Origin of the sequence: Ensifer sp. LC11 (genome assembly GCF_001695835.1) — a bacterium.
In the GTDB taxonomy this organism is placed as follows: domain Bacteria; phylum Pseudomonadota; class Alphaproteobacteria; order Rhizobiales; family Rhizobiaceae; genus Ensifer.
In genome coordinates this window covers 56,995-75,480 of sequence record NZ_MBSO01000013.1, presented here as the reverse complement: position 1 = coordinate 75,480, position 18,486 = coordinate 56,995, and the positions used below count along the sequence as shown (strand labels likewise).

Here is an 18,486-nt window from a genome sequence, read left to right as displayed (position 1 = left end):
GCCTCAGCGCACTCCCGGCCCCCACTCTCATATTAGTTGTAATTCACCTTCTAATGCAACAAAAAGGGCCTCCCGAAGGAGGCCCCGAGGCGGGAGGATCTGTTGTCCCGTTACTTCATCGTCGGGATGGAGAATTCGGCGCCGTCCTTGATGCCCGAGGGCCAGCGCTCGGTGATGGTCTTCGTGCGGGTCCAGAACTTGATCGAGTCCGGGCCATGCTGGTTGAGGTCGCCGAAGGACGAGGACTTCCAGCCGCCGAAGGAGTGGTAGGCGAGCGGAACCGGGATCGGCACGTTGACGCCGACCATGCCGATGTTGATGCGCGAGGCGAAGTCGCGGGCAGCGTCACCGTCACGGGTGTAGATCGCGACGCCGTTGCCGTATTCATGCTTCATCGGCAGGTCGAGAGCTTCCTCGTAGTTCTTGGCGCGAACGACCGAGAGAACCGGTCCGAAGATTTCCGTCTTGTAGATGTCCATGTCGGGGGTGACGTTGTCGAACAGGCAGCCGCCGATGAAGTGGCCGTTTTCATAGCCCTGCAGCTTGAAGTCGCGGCCGTCGACCACCAGTTTGGCGCCCTGCTCGATACCGCTGTCGATCAGGCTTCTGATGCGCTGCTCGGCTTCCTTGGTGACAACCGGGCCCATGTCGGCCTTCTCGTCGGTATAGGGGCCGATGCGCAGGCTCTCGACCATGGGGGTCAGCTTCTGGATCAGGCGGTTGGCGGTATCCTCGCCGACCGGGACGGCGACCGAGATCGCCATGCAGCGCTCGCCGGCCGAGCCGTAGCCCGCGCCCATCAGCGCGTTGGCGGCCTGGTCCATGTCGGCGTCGGGCATGATGATCATGTGGTTCTTGGCGCCGCCGAAGCACTGGGCGCGCTTGCCGTTCATCGCCGCCGTGCCATAGACATAGCGGGCGATCGGGGTCGAGCCGACGAAGGAAACGGCAGCGATATCCGGATGGGTGAGGATCGCATCGACCGCACCCTTGTCACCGTTGACGACGTTGAGGATACCGGCCGGCAAGCCGGCTTCGATCATCAGTTCGGCGAGACGGACCGGAACGGACGGGTCGCGCTCGGACGGTTTCAGGATGAAGGCGTTGCCGCAGGCGATTGCCGGCGCGAACATCCACATCGGGATCATCGCCGGGAAGTTGAAGGGCGTGATGCCCGCGCCGATGCCGACGGCCTGGCGGATCGAGTACATGTCGATGCCGGGGCCGGCGCCTTCGGTGAATTCGCTCTTCTGTAGGTGCGGAATGCCGATGACGAATTCGCAGACTTCGAGGCCGCGGATGAGGTCACCCTTGGCGTCTTCGATCGTCTTGCCGTGCTCGCGCGAGAGGATCTCGGCAAGCTCGTTCATGTTGGCGTTCAGAAGCTCGACGAACTTCATGAAGACGCGGGCGCGGCGCTGCGGGTTGGTGGCTGCCCACTTCGGCTGCGCTGCCTTGGCGCTTTCGACGGCTGCCGCTAGTTCCGCATCGCTCGCCAGCGCCACAGTGCCCTGCACTTCGCCGGTTGCCGGGTTGAAGATGTTGCTGACGCGGCCGCTCTTGCCGGCGACGCGCTTGCCATCGATGAAATGACCGAGTTCGTACATGAATGGTTCCTCCAGACCTTGATTGTGGCGGCATGATCGCACTACGATTTCAACAAATCAATTTCCGATATTCAGCAACCGTTGTGCAGAAATTAAAGCCCAACGGCGCGAACAGGACCGCAACACTATGAACTGGGACGATGTCAGAATGTTTCTAGCCGTGGCGCGCACCGGACAGATCCTGGCCGCGTCGAAGCGGCTGGGTGTCAACCACGCCACGCTCAGCCGTCGCGTGACGGCGCTTGAGGAAACCTTGAAGACGCGGCTCCTCGTACGACGGCCAAACGGTTGCGAGCTGACTGCCGAAGGCGAAATCTTCCTGGCGGCCGCCGAGCGGATGGAAACGGAGATGCTCGCGGCCCAATCCCAGATCGGCCGGATCGACACGGCGATCGCCGGCACGGTGCGGATCGGCGCACCCGACGGATTCGGGGTTTCGTTCCTCGCGCCGCGCCTCGGGCGCTTGACCGCCCGCTATCCGGAACTGAAGCTGCAGCTGGTGCCGGTGCCGCGCTCCTTCTCGCTGTCGCAGCGCGAGGCCGACATCGCGATCACCATCGAGCGGCCGGAACAGGGGCGCCTCGTCTCGTCAAAGCTCACCGATTACACGCTCGGCCTCTATGCCTCGTCTGCCTATCTCGAAAAGCACGGCACGCCGCAGACGATCGATGACCTCAAGGGACATCGCCGCATCGGTTACGTCGAAGACCTGATCTTCACGCCGTCGCTGAACTTTTCCGCCGAGATCATGCGCAGCTGGGATGCAGCCTTCGAGATATCGAGTGCCACCGGCCAGACCGAAGCCGTGCGCTCCAGCGCCGGCATCGGCATCCTGCACAACTACATTGCCCGTCATACACCGGAACTCAAACGCATCCTGCCGGACACGACCATTCGCCGCGCCTACTGGACCACCTATCATGAAAGCGCGCGCGATCTCGTGCGCGTGCGCACTGTGGCGGCCTTCCTCCAGGAGTTGGTCACGGCGGAACACCAGATCTTCATCTGACCGGCCGGCGGCCGCGACGGTCCGCGGGAAGGCAAGGGTCAGAGAGAGATTCCGGCCTCGCGCAAGCCGTCGATCAGGCGGGTAAGTACAGCCGGATCCTTGTAGGGCATCGCCCGCTTGAAATGATCGATGGAGAAGCTCGGATTGACCTCGAAGACTTCGTGCCAATAACGCCGCGCATCTTCGGAGCGCCCGGTACGCCCGTAAAGGCAGGCGAGATAGAAACGCGTCATGTCCGAACGTGGCGCCAACGCCAGCCGGCGCTTGAAAGCGATCTCAGCCTCGTCGAAGCGACCGAGGTTGAGCAAGGTCCGCCCCAGGAAGTGCAGCGAGAGGTCGAACTGCGGATCAAGTCTATGGGCCCGCGTGTAATAGGGCAGCGCCTCCTCGAACCGGCTCTGGAAGTCCCGGATCGAGCCGAGTGCCGTGTGACCGCCAGCGGAATTGGGATCGAGCTTGAGCATGCGCTGCGCCGCGTCCTCCGCCTCCTCGTAACGCCGTCCCCAGCAGAGCGCGAGCGACAGGGCATGGTGGGCATGAGCCTCGTTGTCGTCGGTGTCGACGGCCTTCTCGGCGAGCTCAAGGGCGCGCGAAACATTGTCGAACGTCCCGCCGTTCCAGCGGTTGATGTAATCGGTCAAGGCGACGATCGAGAGTGACGCATAGGCCGCCGCAACGCCCGGATCGATGGCAATCGCGCGTTCGAGCATGCTGCGCGCCTCGGCGGAGGATTGCGCATCGAAACGCAAAATGGCCTGGCGGGAGCGCACGAGCAGGTCATAGGCTTCCGGATCGACCTTGCCGCGCCCTTCACGCCGCTCTTCCTCGCCGGCGGTCAACTTCACCTTGAGCGCGGTGACGATCGTGCGGGTTACCTCGTCCTGAACCTCGAAGATGTCCTCGATGCCTCGGTCATAGCGCTCGGCCCAGAGATGACCGCCCGTCGTGCCGTCGATCATCTGGGCGTTGATGCGGAGGCGGTTGGCGGCGCGACGAACGCTGCCTTCGAGCACATAGCGGACGCCGAGCTCCTGGCTGACCTTGCGGATATCCGGCGACTTGCCCTTGTAGGCGAAGGAGGAATTGCGGGCGATGACGAAGAGGCCTGACACCTTCGAAAGATCGGTGATGATGTCCTCGGTGATGCCATCGGCGAAGTAACCCTGCTCCGGGTCGCCGGACATATTGTCGAACGGCAGGACGGCAATCGAAGGTCGGGCGGGAAGCTGCGGCGGGGCTTCGGCGGCAACCTTCACCGGCGCGTCGGCATATTCATCCGGCGACCAGCTCCAGATATGCACGGGGCGCTCGATGTTCTTGACCTCATGCAGACCGCTGTCGACGAAGGCAAGATCGATGCGGCCACGCACATATTCATGAACGCCGTCCGAGATCGCCACGCCGCCGGGCCTGGCAAGCGCCTCGATGCGCGCCGCGACATTCACCCCATCGCCGTAGAGATCGCTGTCGGCGACCATGATATCGCCCATGTTGACGCCGACGCGCAGGACGATCGCCGCATCCGGCGGGATTTCCGAATTGGCGGCCGCCATCGCCCGCTGCAGCGCTGCGGCGCATTCCACCGCGTTGACCGCGCTGGAGAACTCGACAAGAACCCCATCGCCCGTCGTCTTGAAGATGCGGCCCTGGTGGGTCTCGACGAGCGGCTCCAGCACTTGCTTCCAGCGCGTCATCAGCTGCGTGTAGGTGGTTTTCTCGTCACGCTCCATCAGTCGACTGTAGCCGACGACATCAGCAGCAAGAATGGCGGCGAGCCGCCGTGTGATGGATTCGTTGGCCATGGATCGTGGCGCCTTCCGAGAATCCTGTAGCGAAATTTTACCGGCTGAAGGCAGCTATGTCTATTCGAACTGAAGCCGCCGGGGCGCGCGCCATCTCACGGGGGATCGCCGCGCCAGCTCTGGCAAGCGAGCTCGCGATTGCCGGTTCAGCTTGCACTGTGACAGTGGCTTTGACTAGTCCGAATTGGGTATCACGAAGGCAGGAACAGGGCGTGGTGCCGCGGGGTTGCAGTGAGACAACCCCGGTGAAATGGCTCAAAGCCGTCCCATGATGGAGCCATGACCAGGCTGATTTGAGCGCGCGACGCTCGCGCCGACAGCTTCACAGAAGCCATTCAACATCAATGGGATAAGGGAAAAATGGTACGGTTGGTGGGAATCGAACCTACGACCTCAGGTGCCACAAACCTGCGCTCTAACCAACTGAGCTACAACCGCACATCAAGCGACATCAGTCGCTTGGCGGCTCACATACGGAGACTTCCGCCGCATTGCAAGCCTAAACTTGAGATTATCCTGCAAAAAGTCCGGATGGCAAGCCATCCGGACTTCTGGATTTATGCGCAGCCGGCAGCTCAAGGGCGATAGCAGTCTGTCGCCACCGATCAGCCGGCGCGGCTGGCTGACTTAGACCTTCTTGAAGGACGACATCGCCTTTTCGGCGGCGTCCTTGCCAGGCTTAGCAACGTTTTCGGCAACCTTCTTGGTGGCTTCCTGCATCGACTTCGCCTGCTCGACGGCGAGTTCTGCCTGCTTGCGGACAAAGCTCGTCTGCAGTTCGACAAACTCGGAGAGCGACTTCACGCCGAGCAGCGCTTCCATGTGCGACAGCGAATTTTCGGCATTGGTGCGCAGCGCGTCGATCGCCTTGAGGCCGAGTTCGACGGTGCCGGTCTGGGCGCTTTCAAGCGTCGCTTCGACGGTCTTGGTCGCTTCTTCAGCCGCCGTCTTCATCTTGGCATAGGCGTCCTTCGACTGGGCGGCACCCTTTTCCGCGAAATCGCGGAAGCTGTCGGTGAACTTCGCCGGGTCGAACGAGGAAAGGGAAAATACGTCGTCGGTCTTCTTGGTAGCCATGAAAGCGCTCCTTGGTGTCAGGCCCTCTTCTGAGGCGCCGTTGATTGATGGGCACTATATAATCGATCCGCTTGTGCATTGCAATAAAATTGTGCAGCGCACAAAAACCCTGAGCATTAACCTTGCGCGGTAAAAGGCGTGATGAAGCTTCGGGCCTCGCTGGACCCTTACGGGCCGGCCGGGTATTAATAGAGTGTTAACCCGCAAGTGATCCGTCAATAGGCCCATTCATGCCCGCGAGACAGTATCCCTTCATCGATATCGCCGTGCATGCGCGGGTGCGTGAGCATTTCGCCCGCGGCGATGCGGCGATCCTGTTTTCACGGGATTTCGAGCGCATTCTCTGGGCGAACGATCAGGGCGCCGCCTTCTTCGGCGCCCGTTCGATCTATGATTTCATTGATGCGGGTCCGGATCAGCGTGACCTGTCGCTGCGCCAGTTGCGCGCCGCAGCCGCGCAGCTTACGCGCGCCGGCGATCGCCGCCAGCTTTCGATCCGGAAGTTCTCGGGCTTCCGCGGCACGCCGCTCAACGTCAGCGTGGAGATGATCCGGATCAGGCCGGATGAGGATGCCGTGCTCTTTACCGCCCCGCATTTGGGCGCGCCGCTTTCGCTGGAAGATCGTGCGGCACGCATGATCGCCGGCCTCGACGGACCGGATACCCACATGGCCGTTCTTAACGGCGACGGCGGCATCGTGGCGCACTCACCCGGATTTATTGATCTCGGCATGTCGGACGAGACGCGCAAGCAGCTCGTCGACGCCGTCGACCGCGATCATGACTGGCTGATCAAGCGCCCGGTCGCCACCCGGAAGGGGCACCTGCCGGCGGCGGTCGGCAAGATCGCCGACGATCCGTCGCTACATCTGTTGTTTGCCGTCGAAACCATCCTCGGCACGCTCGATCCGGACGAAACAGTACCGGTAACCGAAGAGCTTCGGCTGCCCTCCCCTGCTCTGGATCTCGGCCCGGGCACCGAGACGGCGAACGCCGCAATCCCGAGTTCTGACGGAACTGAAGAGGAATTGGTCGAAAGCGCCGCTGAGGTCGAGCAACACGAGACCACCGACGAGCCCGATGCAGCCTACGTCGAGCCTGAGGTCGATAGCGCGATCGAGAGCATAAGCGAGGCAGGCTTCGCGACAGATCAGGTTGCCCCGTTGGACGGGCCGGATAGGGCGGTCGCAGCGGACGCTGCCCAGTCAGTGGACGATGGCGGCGAGCAAGCGCCGCCGACCGACGTCGTCCCGGCGGTGACCGATGCGCCCGCGGCCCTGGAAGCGTCCGCTTCAGCAGACGCCGTCGAAACAACCGATGTGAGTACCGTTTCGGTGGAACCCGGTTTCGTCTTCACGCCGGGCGCACGGGCTGTCCGTTTCGTCTGGAAGATCGACGCGGAGGGCCGGTTCAGCGAAATTTCCGAGGAGTTCGCAGCCGCTGTCGGCCCGCACTCCGCCGATGTCATCGGCAACACCTTTGCCGACGTCTCCGCCCGCTACGGCCTTGATCCGGAAAACAAGATCAATTCGCTGCTGCAGCGCCGCGATACCTGGTCCGGCAAGACGATCTTCTGGCCCGTTGAGGGTACCAGCCTCAAGGTTCCTGTCGACCTTGCGGCATTGCCCACCTATTCCCGGTCACGCGAGTTCGACGGCTTTCGCGGTTTCGGCATCGTGCGCCTCGCCGATGCCGTCGAAGATGAGAATGCCAACGGCTTGTCATTCGGCGCTGAAGAAAAGGCGCTGGAGAACGTGGCGATACCGGCAGACGCGCTTCAGCCGGAACGGGACGAAGGCCCTCTTGAGGACGTTGCACTTGAGGGCGCACCGGTTGAAGGCGTGCCGACTGAGGTCAGGGCTTCGATCGTTCCGCCGGCCGACGGGCAGCAATCGCCGGAACAGGCGATGGAACATGTTGCCAGCGGCGACGACGGCGCCGAGGCGGAAGGACGACCCCTCTTCCCAAGCGCACCGGAACCAACCGGGGATGTTTCCTCCGACGAGCCCTCTTCCGATGGAATCACTCCTGCTGCGGACACCTTCCAGGGGGAACGTCCGGTCTTGCGCATCGTTGAAACGGAGGATCGGCGAACCTCCGACAAGATCATCGAGCTTGACCAGCACCGTGCAAGCGGATTGACCCGCGGGGAACAGGCGGCGTTTCGCGAGATCGCCCGTCAGCTCGGCGAGAATTTCGGTAAACCGGCCGAGGAAGCGTCGCCGGTTAAGGCGGATGAGGACGCGACCGGCGGCATGCCCACCCCGGCCGAAAGCGAAGACGTCACGTTGTCGCAAAGGCCCGCTGACAATCGGGAGATCGAAGAGGCATCGCCCGTTCAGGCAAGCGGAAGCGATGCGGAAACACCTGCGCTGCCGAGTGCCGTTTCGACAAGCGTAACGGAGGCCCAGCCCCACACGGCCGATATCGGCCTTACCGGCGAGATCCTCGACAGCCTGCCGATCGGCATGCTGGTCCATCGCGGCGACCGGCTGCTGCATGCCAATCCGGAATTCCTTCGGCTCACCGCCTATGGCGACCTCGGTGAGTTCGCGCGGGAAGGCGGCATCGATGCCTTGTTTGCCAATGGCGAGGAGGCAACCGACCAGGAGCCCGACGGCACGATGACGCTGATCCGCAAGGATGGGCAGCTGCGTCCTGTCACCGCGCGCCTGCACTCTATCCGCTGGGACGGCAAGAGCGCGCTGATGCTGGCGCTGACGCCGGCTGGTGTTGCCAGCTTCCAGCCCGCCAATGATGATGAGGCGCGCTCGGGCGGCGAACAGATCGACCGCCTGAAGACCGAGATCGACGAAATGAAGTCGATCCTGGAGACGGCGACCGACGGCGTCGTCATTCTCGGACATGACGGCGACATCCGCTCGATGAACCGTTCGGCAAGCGCCCTGTTCAACTATGACGAGGGCGAGATCCGAGGCAAGCCTTTCGCGGCCCTGTTTGCGCATGAAAGCCAGAAGGCGGTCATCGACTATCTGCACGGCCTTTCCGGGCACGGCGTGGCCAGTGTTCTGAACGATGGCCGCGAGGTCATCGGGCGCGAGGCGAGCGGCGGCTTCATTCCGCTGTTCATGACCATCGGCCGGCTTTCAGCCTCCAACGGCTTCTGCGCCGTGATCCGCGACATCACCCAGTGGAAGCGCACCGAAGAGGAGCTGCGGAACGCCAAACGCGCGGCGGAAACGGCGAACGCCCACAAGACCGAATTCCTTGCCCGCGTGAGCCACGAGATCCGCACGCCGCTTAACGCCATCATCGGCTTCTCCGACATGATGGCCAGCGAGCACTTCGGACCTGTCGGCCATCCGCGCTACATCGAGTATGCCGGCGACATCGGCCGCTCGGGCCGCCATGTGCTCGACATCGTCAACGATCTCCTGGATATCTCCAAGATCGAAGCCGGCGAGATGGAGCTTGATTTCGGCGCAGTCGAGATCAACGATGCTGTCTCGGAAGCCGTGTCGCTCGTCCAGCCACAGGCCAACAGCCAGCGGGTCATCATCCGCACCTCGCTGTCGGCAGCCGTACCGAATGTCGTTGCCGATGGCCGATCGATCAAGCAGATCGCCCTCAATATCCTGGCAAACGCCATCCGCTTCACGCCATCAGGCGGCCAGATTGTCGTATCGACCTCCTACGAGGGGAATGGCAGCGTCATTCTGCGGATCCGCGACACCGGTGTCGGCATGACGCGTGGCGAGCTGGAACAGGCCATGAAACCGTTCCGGCAGGTGACGACGGGTGCGCGCAAGCGCGGCGATGGCACCGGCCTCGGCCTGCCCTTGACCAAGGCGATGGCGGAAGCCAACCGGGCGAACTTTGCGATCACCTCGGCGCCGAACGAAGGTACGCTGGTGGAAATCTCCTTCCCCTCACAACGCGTCTTGGCGAACTGAGGCCGAATGCTGTAAGGAAATGTTGACTTGCGGCGGCCAGTTTGCTGGCTGCCGGCGCGCCATTTCCGCATCCCGCTTCGGAATCGATCGATTGCAGTCCACGTCTCAGAGCATCAAGCGCCGCCACGCGCGTGCGGGAACCGGTCTTTCCCATCCCCTGCTGGCGCTCTGGGCCGGATTGACCTCGGCAATCGTGCTGATGCCGATCAGCGCGATTGCCTGGCTGGCGATCTCGGGCGGCGGTGCCGACTGGCCGCATCTGATGGAAAACGTCATTCCCCGTGCCACGGGACGAACGCTTCTGCTCATCCTGCTCACGGGTGCGGTGACCGCCGTCGTCGGCATCCTGACGGCCTGGCTGGTGGCGAGCTGCGAGTTTCCTCTGCGCCGTTTCCTTTCCGCAGCCCTGGTGCTGCCGCTGGCTATACCCGCCTATCTCGCGGCCTATGCATTCGGCGAACTCTTCACCTTTACCGGACCGGTGCAGGGGCTGATCCGCGCCATCTTTGGTTTCAAGACGAGCCGCGATTACTGGTTTCCGGATATCCGCTCGCTTGGCGGCGCCGTGCTGGTACTGAGCTCGGTTCTCTATCCCTACATCTATCTTGCCTGCCGTTCGATGTTCCTGATGCAGGGCCGCGCGGCTGCCGACGTCGCCCGCACGCTCGGTGCCGGACCGCTCAAGGTGTTCTTGCGCATCCAGATCCCGATGGCGCGCCCGGCGATCATGATCGGGCTGACGCTGGTGGCGATGGAGACGCTCAACGACATCGGCGCGGTTGAATTCCTCGGCGTGCAGACGCTCACCTTCTCGATCTTCGACACCTGGCTGAACCGCGGCAGCCTCGCCGGCGCCGCCCAGATCGCCTGCATCATGCTGGTCTTCGTCATCGGCCTGATGATGATCGAACGGGCGGCGCGGCGGCGCCAGCGATTTTCCAGCCAAAAGACGACGTCCGCCGTCCACGACGCTGCAAGGCTCTCGCTTTCCGGCTGGAAGAAGTGGGCAGCCATGTTTGCCTGCCTTCTGCCTGTCCTGTCGGGTTTCGCCGTCCCCTTCCTGATCCTCGGCAACTTTGCGCTCAAGCGCATCGACCTGTTCATCGAGCCGCGGCTCCTCAACGCCCTCTTTCACAGCATCCTGGTGTCCGGTGCGACTGCCTTGTTCACGGTTCTGCTCGGCTTCGTGCTCGCCTATGCTGCCCGCACGGGACGCTCGCGGGTTACCGATATCGCCGGACGGCTCGCGTCCTTCGGCTATGGCGTGCCCGGTACGGTGCTTGCGATCGGCGTGCTCTTTCCGCTCGCCGCGCTTGATAACACGATCGATGCCAGCATGCGGGACGCTTTCGGCATCTCGACCGGCCTGATGATGACCGGAACCGGCTTTGCGATCATTTACGCCTGCAGCGTGCGTTTTCTCACCATGGCGGAAGGCACGCTCGAGGCTGGCTTTCAGAAACTTTCCCCGCATCTCGACATGGCGGCGCGCGCGCTTGGGCGCACCGGAGGGCAGACCTTGCGCACGGTACTTTTGCCGATGATGCGGCCGGCCGTACTGACCGCCGCCCTGCTCGTCTTCATTGAGACCATGAAGGAGCTTTCGGCGACGATCATGCTGAGGCCCTTCAACTTCAACACGCTGGCGACGCTCGTTTATGAAGATGCCTCGCGGGCAAAGGTCGAGGACGCCTCGGTCGCCGCCATGATCATCGTCATCGCCGGAATGATCCCGGTCATCCTCGTGTCGCGATCGCTCGAGCGCCGATCCTGACCTCGATCCGGCGCCGGCCTCACTGACCGAGACGCCAGCGACGGCACAAAAAAAAGGTGGCTGGGAGGCCACCTCGATAATTGATTTGCTGAACCAACAAGCGCTCGAGAAGTAACGACATCATGCCTGCTATGGCATCGCTGCCGAACGCCGATCCAACATCGACCGGCCTCAAGTTGGCATGACCATGCGCCCCCAATCCTTAACAAGACCTTACCCGCCGCATCCGCAATTTTAGGGATTTTTCAGCAAGTCTGAAGGCTTGGTTAATTCCAATCGCGCGAATCCGTTAACGTGCCCTCAATTTTTAAGGGTATCGAGTCCGACGTACAGATCAAGCGCTTCGGGATTGGCGAGCGCCTCCTTGTTCTTCACCGGACGGCCGTGCACCACGTCGCGAACCGCAAGCTCGACGATCTTGCCGGACTTCGTGCGGGGAATGTCGGCGACCGCGATCACCTTTGCCGGCACATGGCGCGGTGACGCCCCAACGCGAATTCTGTTCTTGATCGCTTTCGTCAGATCGTCGGTCAGAGCAATGCCGGGCGCGAGGCGGACGAACAGGATGACACGCACGTCGTCTTCCCAGTCCTGACCGATGCAGAGCGCCTCTGCCACTTCCTCCATCTGCTCGACCTGATTGTAGATCTCCGCGGTGCCGATACGCACTCCGCCGGGGTTCAAGGTCGCGTCCGAGCGACCATGAATGACGATGCCGCCGTGCTCGGTCCATTCGGCGAAGTCGCCATGGCACCAGACATTGTCGAAACGCTCAAAATAGGCCGCGCGATACTTGGCGCCCTCGGGGTCGTTCCAGAACATCACCGGCATGGAGGGGAAGGCCTTGGTGCAGACGAGCTCCCCCTTTTCGCCGCGCACCGATTGGCCCTCGTCGTTCCAGACGTCGATGGCGAGCCCGAGGCCCGGCCCCTGGATTTCGCCGCGCCAGACCGGTTTTAAGGGATTGCCGAGGACGAAGCAGGAGACGATGTCGGTGCCGCCTGAGATCGAGGCAAGCTGGACGTCGGACTTGATGCCTTCGTAGACGAAAGAGAACCCCTCGGGTGACAAGGGCGAACCGGTCGACGTCAAAAGCCGGAGGCTCGACAGGTCATGAGTCTTGGCCGGCTCGAAGCCACCCTTGCGCACAGCATCGATGTACTTTGCCGAGGTGCCGAACACGGCGAAGTTCTCAGCCGCGGCGTAGTCAAAGAGCACGTTGCCGTCGGGATAGAATGGCGAGCCATCGAAGAGGCAGAGGGTCGCCCCCACCGAAAGCCCGGAGGCAAGCCAGTTCCACATCATCCAGCCGCAGGTGGTGAAGTAGAAGAGCTTTTCGCCGCGGCTCAGACCACAGTGGAACCGATGCTCCTTCAGGTGCTGCAGCAAGGTGCCGCCGGCCGAATGAACGATGCACTTGGGAACCCCCGTCGTTCCCGACGAAAACAGCACGTAGAGCGGATGGCTGAAGGGCAGCCGCTCGAAGACCGGAGCCTTCGCCTGGTGCGGCGCGATGAAGTCCTCAAGGGTCTTGCCATTGTTGATCGAGGAGGCGAGCGCGGCGCTATCGCCGGCATAGGGTACGATCAGCACCGGCACCGAAAGGGTCTTAGAGACCGCGCGCACCTTCGCGTCAACGTCCTGGCGCTTGCCGTTGTACCAATAGCCGTCGCAGGCGATGAACAGCTTCGGCGCGATCTGACCAAAGCGGTCGAGAACGCCCTGTTCACCAAAGTCGGGCGAACAGGACGACCAGATCGCTCCGATCGAGGCTGTCGCCAGCATCAGCGCGATGGTTTCCGGCATGTTCGGCATCATCGCCGCAACACGATCGCCCGGGCCGATGCCTTCCGCCTTTAGCGCCTGCTGCAAGCGCGACACCAGGGCGCGCAGATCACTCCACGACCAACGATAGCTGACCTTGTCTTCGCCGCGGAAGACAAGGGCATCGCCGTCGCCGGTTTCGCGAAGCAGGTTCTCGGCGAAATTCAGCTTTGCTTCCGGAAAAAAGCGGGCATCAAGCATCCGGTCGCCATTGACGAGCGCCGCATTGCCGCGCTCGCCGATGACCCCGCAATGCTCCCAGACGGCGGTCCAGAAGTCGCCGCCCTCGGCCACCGACCACGCATGAAACGCGTCATAATCCGCGAAGGACTTGCCGAAGCGGTTGCTGCACCAGGCCATGAACTCGGCCATCGGGCTATGCGCACGGATTTCTGGACCTGGGACCCACAACGGCTGCTCTGCTTGCATGCTTTCCTCCACTCCTGCTCCACGCCCTCTATACCATGCTGCATCGCAAAATAAACAGCACCTGCGGTCGCGTCAGCATCGCGTCGACGACATTTACCTGTCTGTTACCTGTCCGCCGCATTTGATTTCTGAGGGCCGAAGGCCTATCCAAGCTTGCGAGACCCAAGCGACGGCGACCAGGCAGACATGACACGGAATTTGCTGCATATGATGCGCGACGCACGCCTGCGGTCGCGGCTGAGCCGTCGCCATTTCCTGTGGCCCGCAGCGATCGGTGTCGGCCTTGCCGTCGGGTACAATGCCGCCCTGCCACTCCTCATTTCGACGACCGATGTGCGCCCGACCGTGGAGCACATGCTCGACGCCTGGTCGGGCGGGAAAAGCCGGATCGACGGCGAGCCCGAGATCCGCTTCTGGCCGAGCCCCACCCTGACCCTGCGCTCGGCGACGATCGAGACGACAGACGGAACGTCGCGTAAACTCGCCTATATCGGCAGCATCACCGCGTCGTTCAGCCTGTTCTCGGCGGTCGACGGCGAACCTGAACTCGAAGACATCCGGTTGATCGAGCCGGTCGTGACGCTGGAACGCCGGACGGACGGCACGCTCAACTGGCAGCGACCGCACTGGTTGACCACGCCTGAAACGCCGGCCTCCAGCGACGACACGCCGTTCGGCGATGTCACGGTCGAGAACGGGCGGCTGCAGATCATCGATCTCGTGACCAACCAGACGCGCGAATTTTCCGGCATAGCCGGCACAGTCAGATGGCCGTCCTTCGCCGAGCATTTGAGCGCGCAACTCTCCGGCGGCCTCGGTGGCCAGCTCGTGACCTGGACGCTAGACTGCAACGAACCGCTGACATTGCTCGCCGGCCGCAACACCACGCTCAAGACATCGATGACCTCGGCTCCCCTGAACCTCTCGTTCGAGGGTCTCGGCAATCTCTCTGAGACGCCGATCGTCTCCGGCCGGCTGCAGATTTCGACCGCGTCCATGCAAGCGCTCGCCGCCTGGTTCCAGGGCAAGGCAGAACGCGCGCTGCCCGACAGTAACTTCAACCTCAGCGCCAATGTGGCCACCGGAAGTGCCTCGCTCAAGCTCGACGACTTGCAGTTGACCGTGGGCGGTGCGAATGCGACCGGCATTCTCGACATTTCGGCTTCGCTCGACAACGCGCCGCGGATAGAGGGCACGCTTGCTTTCGATCGCATCGATCTCAACGGATTGCAGCCGCTCATCGATCAATTGCCTGTGGAACCGAAAGTGCTGGCCCAGCAGCTTAGCAGCGCCTTCGCACAAACCTGGCGCGCCGACGTGCGGCTTTCGGCGCAGGAGGCGCTGGTCGGCCCGTTGCGACTGGAGGATCTGGCCGCCGGCGTGATCGTCGATCATGGCCGGGCCTCGATCGACATCGCCGACAGCACCTATGCCAATGGCAGGCTCAGCGGCCGGCTCGCCGTGTCGGAAGCAGGACTGGCAAAAGGCGGCACGCTGGAGCTGGTGTTGAAGAATGCCGATCTTGCCGCGGCGCTCGCCGACTTCGGCTTCACCGGGCCGGTCCCCAATGGCAGAGGCAACGTCAACTTCAATCTTGAGACCGGACACCCGTTCTGGACACCGCAGGCAGCCGAGGCTTCCGGCCGCATCAAGCTTTCACTCGCCAATGGCAGCCTTTCCGGTTTCGACGCCAAGGCGTTCGCGGATCTTGTCAGAACGGGAGAGTTCTTCTCGCTCGCCCAGGCGAGCGACGGCAGCTTCGCCTTTCAAACGGCCGATATCGAAGCGCGCTTCGCCCAAGGATCGGCGCGATTGAACCAGGCTCTCTTCACCGGACAGGCTGGCAGCCTCTCGGTCAATGGCGTCATCCCCTACCGCAGCGGCAGCCTGGCGCTTGCCGGCACCCTGACCGACGCGGCCAATGCCGGGCAGCGGTTGCGCTTCTTCGTCGGCGGCTCCTGGCCGAACGCGGTAATCTCGCCGTTGTCGGTGCTTGGCGAACCCAATTGAGACGGCCGGCGTCGAGGACGCCGGCCGTTCGCTTGGCTATTACGTCGTTTCGGACGGAAAACGCGGCACGCTTTTTTCGGAAACGGCTCCGGTTCAGGTCTGGGCGAAAGCCGCCCGCTCGTCCCGATCGCGCTGCGCCTCGCGCTGTTTGGTGACGATCGAGGCGACCACCACACCGATTGCGACAACCCCGATCAGGATCGTGCAGATCGCGTTGATTTCCGGCGTCACGCCGAGCCGCACCTGGCTGTAGATTTTCATCGGCAGCGTGGTGGCCCCGGGCCCCGTGGTAAAGCTCGAAATCACCAGGTCATCCAGCGAAAGCGTGAAGGCCAGGACCCAGCCGGAAAACACCGCCGGCGCAATGACCGGCAGGGTGATGGCGAAGAAGGTTCTCACCGGCGTTGCGCCGAGATCAAGTGCGGCCTCCTCGATCGACTGGTCGAAACTCAAGAGCCGCGACTGCACGACCACGGCGACGAAGCACATGGTGAAGGTGATATGCGCCAGCGTGATCGTCCAGAAGCCGCGGTCGAGGCCGATCGCGACGAAGAGCAAGAGCAGCGACAGGCCGGTGATCACTTCAGGCATGACGAGCGGCGCGTAGACCATGCCGGAAAACAGCATGCGGCCGCGAAAGCGCGTGTAACGGACGAGCGCGAGCGCCGCCAGTGTCCCGAGCACGGTTGCGCAGGTCGCTGAGAGCAGCGCGACGCGGATCGTCACCCAGGCGGCATCAAGCAGCGCCTGATTGTGCCAGAGCTGCGCATACCATTTGGTCGAAAAACCGGCCCAGACCGTGACCAGCTTCGATTCGTTGAAGGAGAAGATCACCAGAAGCACGATCGGCAGGTAAAGGAACCCGAAGCCGAGCACGATGGAGGCGATGTTGAAGCGTGACCAATTGCCCATCTCCTACCTCCCCTCGCCGTCGGCTTTCGCCTGTGCGTTCTGGAAGTAGACGATCGGCAGCACCAGGATCAGAAGCAGGATCGTCGCCACCGCCGAAGACACCGGCCAGTCGCGATTGGCGTTGAACTCGTTCCACAGCGTCTTGCCGATCATCAGCGTCTCCGAGCCGCCGAGCAGATCGGGGATAACGAACTCGCCGACCGCCGGGATGAAGACAAGCAGGCAGCCGGCGACGACGCCGGCCAGCGACAGCGGAAAAGTCACGCGCCAGAAAGCGGAAAACGGCGTGCAGCCGAGGTCGAGTGCCGCCTCGGTCAGCGTGTGATCCATCTTTTCCAGCGACGAGTAGATCGGCAGCACCATGAAGGGCAGGTAGGAATAGACGATGCCGATATAGATCGCCCAGTTCGTGTTGAGGATGATCAACGGCTGACCGATCACGCCGATCGAAAGCAGGAACTGATTGAGCAGGCCCTCGGGCTTCAGGATCGCGATCCAGGCATAGACGCGGATCAGGAAGCTCGTCCAGAACGGCAGGATCACCAGCATCAGCAGCGTCGGCCGGATGGTCTTCGGCGCCTTCGCCATGCCATAGGCGACCGGATAGGCGATCAACAGCGTCAGGAAAGTCGAGACGGCAGCGATCATGACGCTCGACACATAGGCGTTGAAGTAGAGGACATCCTCCGTCAGCCAGACGTAGTTGTCGAAACTGAACTCCCGCGCCTTTTCGATGATACCCGACACGCCACCGAGGAGATCAAAGACCGGCGTATAGGGCGGCATAGCCACCGCCGTTTGCGACAATGAGATCCGGAAGACGATGAAGAAGGGGATCAGAAAGAAGAACAGCAGCCAGGCATAGGGGATGATGATGACGAGGCGGCTGAAGAGGGCAGATGCGACACGGGCCATGGTCTCAATCCTTCAGAACGACACCGGCGTCTTCGCCGAAGGAAATCCAGACTTCCTGGTCGTAGCCGAGCGGATCCTCGACGGCGCGCACCGCGTTCAGCGATGACGCCTTGATCACCCTTCCGTCCTTCAGCCGGACATGGAAGACCGTCATGTCACCGAGATAGCCAATGTCCCAGATCTCGCCCTGGATGGCATTGACCGGTGCGTGTGCCGGCGGCTGCCGGCCGACGCGGATCTTCTCCGGACGGACGGCAACGGCCGACTTCACGCCCGTCGCCGGCGTTTCAGGAGACGCCATGCGGATCGGAAAGCCGTTGATGCCTTCGAGACGGACATAACCGCCTTCCGCGCCGGCAACGGCGCCTTCAAAAATGTTCACGTCGCCGATGAAGTCCGCGACGAAGCGCGAGTTCGGCGCTTCGTAGATTTCCGCCGGGGTCGCGACCTGGATGACCTTGCCATGGCTCATGACCGCGATGCGGTCGGCCATCGTCATCGCCTCCTCCTGGTCGTGGGTCACGACGACGAAGGTCAGGCCGAGTTCCTGCTGCAGGTCCATCAGTTCGAACTGGGTTTCCTCGCGCAGCTTCTTGTCGAGCGCGCCGAGCGGCTCGTCGAGCAAAAGCACTTTCGGCCGCTTGGCGAGCGAGCGGGCAAGCGCGACACGCTGGCGCTGGCCGCCGGAAAGCTGGTGCGGCTTGCGCTGGGAGAACTTTTCGAGCTTGACGAGCTTCAGCATCTGCGCGACGCGCGCTGCGATATCCGCCTTAGGCATGCCGTCCTGCTTGAGGCCGAAGGCGATATTGTTCTCCACCGTCATATGCGGAAAGAGCGCATAGGACTGAAACATCATGTTGACCGGCCGACGATAGGGCGGGATGCCGGCGAGGCTCTGGCCGTCGAGAATGATCTCACCGGATGTGGGCTGTTCGAAACCGGCAAGCATGCGCAGAAGCGTCGACTTCCCGCAGCCGGAGGCGCCGAGAAGCGCAAAGAACTCGCGCGGGTAGATATCAAGCGAAAGGTCGTCGACAGCGATGAAATCGCCGAACTTCTTCGTCACGTTCTTGACGGAAATGAATGGCTTGGAAGCGGGATCCGCCCAAGGGGCAAAGGACCGCCGAATACTGCCGAGAGACTTCATCATCTATCCCCGAATGATACAGTCGATCAGGCGCTCTTGTTATCCCCGGCGCCCATTAAGAAAATT

At 62.5% G+C, this 18,486-nt stretch carries 11 protein-coding genes and 1 tRNA gene; 4 read left to right on the top strand and 8 right to left on the bottom strand.

Annotated features, from left to right (window positions below; translation table 11 throughout):
- Positions 1–110: 110 nt before the first annotated feature.
- Positions 111–1,607: a CoA-acylating methylmalonate-semialdehyde dehydrogenase gene (locus BBX50_RS11770; protein ID WP_065775510.1), complete on the bottom strand. Its 1,497-nt coding sequence runs from the start codon at positions 1,605–1,607 to the stop codon at positions 111–113.
- 127 nt (positions 1,608–1,734) lie between these two features.
- On the opposite strand from BBX50_RS11770, the gene BBX50_RS11765 reads away from it, so the two are divergent.
- Complete coding sequence (locus tag BBX50_RS11765; RefSeq protein ID WP_065775509.1) at positions 1,735–2,616, top strand: LysR family transcriptional regulator; 882 nt, start codon at positions 1,735–1,737, stop codon at positions 2,614–2,616.
- A 38-nt stretch (positions 2,617–2,654) separates the two neighbouring features.
- On the opposite strand, the gene BBX50_RS11760 is transcribed toward BBX50_RS11765, so the two are convergent.
- From BBX50_RS11760 to BBX50_RS11750, 3 genes are all read right to left on the bottom strand, one after another.
- The gene (locus BBX50_RS11760) at positions 2,655–4,418 is read right to left on the bottom strand and encodes an adenylate/guanylate cyclase domain-containing protein (protein WP_065775508.1); all 1,764 of its coding nucleotides are present in this window, start codon (positions 4,416–4,418) and stop codon (positions 2,655–2,657) included.
- A 361-nt stretch (positions 4,419–4,779) separates the two neighbouring features.
- A tRNA-His gene (locus BBX50_RS11755) sits at positions 4,780–4,856 on the bottom strand.
- Between the two features lie 189 nt (positions 4,857–5,045).
- Positions 5,046–5,495, bottom strand: coding sequence for a phasin (locus BBX50_RS11750; protein WP_065372771.1), 450 nt, complete (start codon positions 5,493–5,495; stop codon positions 5,046–5,048).
- Positions 5,496–5,725: 230 nt separating this feature from the next.
- On the opposite strand from BBX50_RS11750, the gene BBX50_RS11745 reads away from it, so the two are divergent.
- Both BBX50_RS11745 and BBX50_RS11740 read left to right on the top strand, forming a co-directional pair.
- On the top strand, positions 5,726–9,409 hold the full coding sequence (locus tag BBX50_RS11745; protein ID WP_065775507.1) for a PAS domain-containing sensor histidine kinase: 3,684 nt from the start codon (positions 5,726–5,728) through the stop codon (positions 9,407–9,409).
- Positions 9,410–9,500: 91 nt separating this feature from the next.
- Positions 9,501–11,183: an iron ABC transporter permease gene (locus tag BBX50_RS11740; RefSeq protein ID WP_139108366.1), complete on the top strand. Its 1,683-nt coding sequence runs from the start codon at positions 9,501–9,503 to the stop codon at positions 11,181–11,183.
- Positions 11,184–11,483: 300 nt separating this feature from the next.
- Here the strand turns inward: BBX50_RS11740 and BBX50_RS11735 are convergent, their stop codons facing one another.
- On the bottom strand, positions 11,484–13,436 hold the full coding sequence (locus BBX50_RS11735; RefSeq protein WP_065775576.1) for an acetoacetate--CoA ligase: 1,953 nt from the start codon (positions 13,434–13,436) through the stop codon (positions 11,484–11,486).
- Between the two features lie 186 nt (positions 13,437–13,622).
- On the opposite strand from BBX50_RS11735, the gene BBX50_RS11730 reads away from it, so the two are divergent.
- Positions 13,623–15,446 carry an AsmA family protein gene (locus BBX50_RS11730; protein WP_065775506.1) on the top strand — a complete coding sequence of 608 codons (1,824 nt, stop codon included), beginning with the start codon at positions 13,623–13,625 and terminating at the stop codon, positions 15,444–15,446.
- 93 nt (positions 15,447–15,539) lie between these two features.
- Here the strand turns inward: BBX50_RS11730 and BBX50_RS11725 are convergent, their stop codons facing one another.
- From BBX50_RS11725 to BBX50_RS11715, 3 genes are read right to left on the bottom strand one after another with little or no spacing between them, the layout of a single operon-like run.
- Complete coding sequence (locus BBX50_RS11725; RefSeq protein ID WP_065775505.1) at positions 15,540–16,358, bottom strand: ABC transporter permease subunit; 819 nt, start codon at positions 16,356–16,358, stop codon at positions 15,540–15,542.
- A 3-nt stretch (positions 16,359–16,361) separates the two neighbouring features.
- Entirely contained in the window at positions 16,362–17,273 is a 912-nt protein-coding gene (locus BBX50_RS11720) for an ABC transporter permease subunit (protein ID WP_065775504.1), read from the bottom strand.
- 4 nt (positions 17,274–17,277) lie between these two features.
- Positions 17,278–18,420 (bottom strand): ABC transporter ATP-binding protein, encoded by a 1,143-nt coding sequence (locus BBX50_RS11715; protein ID WP_065775503.1) that lies wholly within the window; start codon positions 18,418–18,420, stop codon positions 17,278–17,280.
- Between the last annotated feature and the right edge of the window lie 66 nt (positions 18,421–18,486).